This window comes from Floridaenema aerugineum BLCC-F46, assembly GCF_041929345.1.
Lineage (GTDB): Bacteria > Cyanobacteriota > Cyanobacteriia > Cyanobacteriales > Aerosakkonemataceae > Floridanema > Floridanema aerugineum.
On record NZ_JBHFNQ010000134.1, the window covers coordinates 1 to 2,745 of the forward strand.

Annotated in this window: 3 protein-coding genes and 1 pseudogene; 1 reads left to right on the forward strand and 3 read right to left on the reverse strand. The window is 38.2% G+C overall.

Annotated features, from left to right (window positions below):
- The 3 genes and pseudogenes from ACE1CC_RS17715 to ACE1CC_RS17725 form a co-directional block, all read right to left on the reverse strand.
- Positions 1-938: pseudogene (locus ACE1CC_RS17715) on the reverse strand (hypothetical protein); the annotation flags it as partial.
- A complete protein-coding gene (locus tag ACE1CC_RS17720) occupies positions 935-1,432 on the reverse strand; it encodes a hypothetical protein (protein WP_413271755.1) in 498 nt (165 codons plus the stop codon). The pseudogene ACE1CC_RS17715 and the gene ACE1CC_RS17720, both read right to left, overlap by 4 nt.
- Entirely contained in the window at positions 1,429-1,839 is a 411-nt protein-coding gene (locus ACE1CC_RS17725; RefSeq protein ID WP_413271756.1) for a hypothetical protein, read from the reverse strand. Before ACE1CC_RS17725 ends, ACE1CC_RS17720 begins: the two co-directional genes overlap by 4 nt.
- A 48-nt stretch (positions 1,840-1,887) precedes the next feature.
- On the opposite strand from ACE1CC_RS17725, the gene ACE1CC_RS17730 reads away from it, so the two are divergent.
- The coding region (locus tag ACE1CC_RS17730; RefSeq protein ID WP_413271757.1) for a hypothetical protein at positions 1,888-2,745 on the forward strand (858 nt) is incomplete at its 3' end.

The window sequence follows — 2,745 nt, forward strand, 5'->3', positions numbered from 1 at the left end:
TGTTTAACGGTAATAGTCAAATCCACAGGAGAGTCGAAAATTTCTCCCTCGTCCTTAGTATCAATAGGAGGAATTTGTACTTGATCGGGGTTATCGAAAGGCTGAGACGGATATTGACTATTGTCGTTTCTCCTTGTCTCAGGATCTTTCTTTTTCTCTGGTTTCTTAAACTGAGGTTTTTTGTACTCATCCAGGTTGAAGTATGGATCGAATTGATCAAAGTTTGGCTCAAACTGTGGAAAAGGAATCGTGGGAAAATCAGGAAAAATATCAGGCCAATTAATAGGCTTTTCCGGTTCTTCTGGCGGTGGTTTAGGTGCAGGACCAGGTTGGGGAGTTGGTTCCGGTCTTGGTTTATCTTGCTGTTCTGGGTGCGATTTGGGTTTAGTTAGATCTTTGATCCAAGTTTTAATATCCTTTTTCCGATCGAGCAACCAACGGCGAAGCGCTTTTCCCGATTCCAACCCCACCTGGTACGATCCTCTCTCATATTGATAGGATCTTTGGGCTAAATATGGGTTGTCCCGATAATCTTTGGCGTTAGGATCAAGAAAAGCATCAACCAATCCCATAGCTACACCATTTAACGCATCCTCCACTATTGATGGGGTAGGTCCTGGATTGTAGCTCGGAGAACTAGGAGTAGTCGTAGTTTTAGATGGTGAAGTGGAGGGGCTTACCCGGCGAGTTGGCTGAAGTCCAAAATGCTCTTCAGTCGTTGATTTTTTTGGTAATCCTTGTGGAATTTGAATGATTTTAGGATCGACAAGATCCAGTGTTTGCTCTCCCGGCAAAGATTGTTTTGGTGCGTTAGTGTACTGCGTCACCTGTTCCAATTTTGGCGATGGTGGTGGTGATGGAGGTGACAAAGGAGGTTTTCCTCCAACTTCCAAAATTTTTACCTGTGTTAATGGATCGTCACCCAAGGTGATAGTCATAGTTTCCCCCAAAATGAATCCATTCCAGAACCAGGCTTCTCCTCTGCATCAACCCAAACTGTAACAATATCCTGCCCTTCTAAAAGTCCAAAAGTCCCTGCCTCTATTTTTCCGTAGATCGCCACCCCAGAGTTAATTTTTAAATTTTTCGGTCTAGTTATGAGCATAGCTAACAAATCGATATCTTCGGCGGGTGATTTGTTAAATAATAACACTCCAAATCTTCTAATTAATTGAGAATTATTAGGATACTTAAAGTAAATACCTAACCTTCGATGCTTTCCTGCTTTAACAAATTCAGCATAACGCTCGTCCCATTCTTCAGCTAGAGACAGTAGTCCTTTTTCAGGTGTTTTGAGAAGAGGAAGGGAAGGCAGAAAAGAACTAATTGTCAGATTTATAATAACCCCATATTTGCTATTAACCGAGGGCTGATAAATTAACTTTTCTGTCGCATCACCAGCATTAAAAGTAGTGCTGTTATTAAAAATCATAGATACCTTTGAGACAGTTCATCTATCGTTGATTCCGTCCTCTCATCATAGAAAATCACCAAATCTACATATTCATCTGGTAACAAGCTGTCAACCTTGCATTGTAATCCCAACGGATTTGGAATGATGTTTTTCTCGTTATATAAAAGTAAAGGCAGTACATCTTCGCAAAGACTTCTCCTGAAAGTAACTTTATCTCTTAAAATCCGAACAAAAGGATCGGGGAAAACAAAGTAAACTTCAACCGTCACCTCTGATTGATCTGAAGTTCTGTCAGGAGACTTAACGTAACTAAATACGGCTTCTAACATTTGTAAACAAACAGAGGGATTTACAGCTTGAATAATGCAATCAACAAATTGGTTGTTGTTGTTAGAACCAAAACGTTTTATTATTGGTTTGTACATGGTTTTTGGGATAATATAAATATACCATACTTTAATTTTACGACTAATATGGGACAAAAAACAGAACAATTAGGAACTTTAGCCGCGCTTAAAGCTTTAAGGTTTTTAAGGGAGTCCAATATAACAGTGGATCTCACTCCCATAATTAATCAACTTGCAGTAATAGAAGATAAATTAAATCAAATTTATGGCACAGGTTCAAACATTGAAAGCAATCCAGATTTAAGCACATTAAATGGAAGGCTGAGTATTATTGAAAATCGATTAACTGCAATTACCAACTATTTCAACTTAACTTCAAGTAATCCAAGTAACGATTTGATACTAACAGAAGGAACAGTACTATCTATGCTTGGATCATTGACCGATCAAAGTGGATATTCTAACGTAATATCACCGACTCCAGGACAACAAAATCCTTTTCAAACTGTGGGAATAGATAATAACCCCGCACTATCGCTTATTACGAATCAAAATGAACTATCTATACCTAATATTCCTAATTTATTAGGAAACGGCGCAACTCTTTATGTTGTTTTTGGAAGCTTTAACGAGTACGGAGTCCAAGAATTAGTTAGAACTCAACCAAACGGTGAAACATGGTGGCGATTTGGTAATGGAAAAGGATACTTTTCAGTTTTCCGAAACAGTAGACTTGAAGAGTACCCATCAGCTATGCCATTAAATGGTAATTTTCTGTTATCGATACATTCACGCTCTAATGATTATGAAATTTTCATTAACAATGCTAGTTCAGGGGTTGTAGGCGGGAATTACTTCAAAGGAGACAGATTCTTGATTTGTCCCAAGGGTAAATACAATAACTGTTATCTTTATTTACTTTTGGTTGTACCGTTTTGGGTAGATAAAAATAGCTCATATCATCAGAGGAAATTAAATGCCATT

What these genes read in the sequence shown, in the direction of transcription:
- ACE1CC_RS17720 (WP_413271755.1), bottom strand. Translation starts at nt 1,432, where the DNA reads ATGATTTTTAATAACAGCACTACTTTTAATGCTGGTGATGCGACAGAA.
- ACE1CC_RS17725 (WP_413271756.1), bottom strand. Translation starts at nt 1,839, where the DNA reads ATGTACAAACCAATAATAAAACGTTTTGGTTCTAACAACAACAACCAA.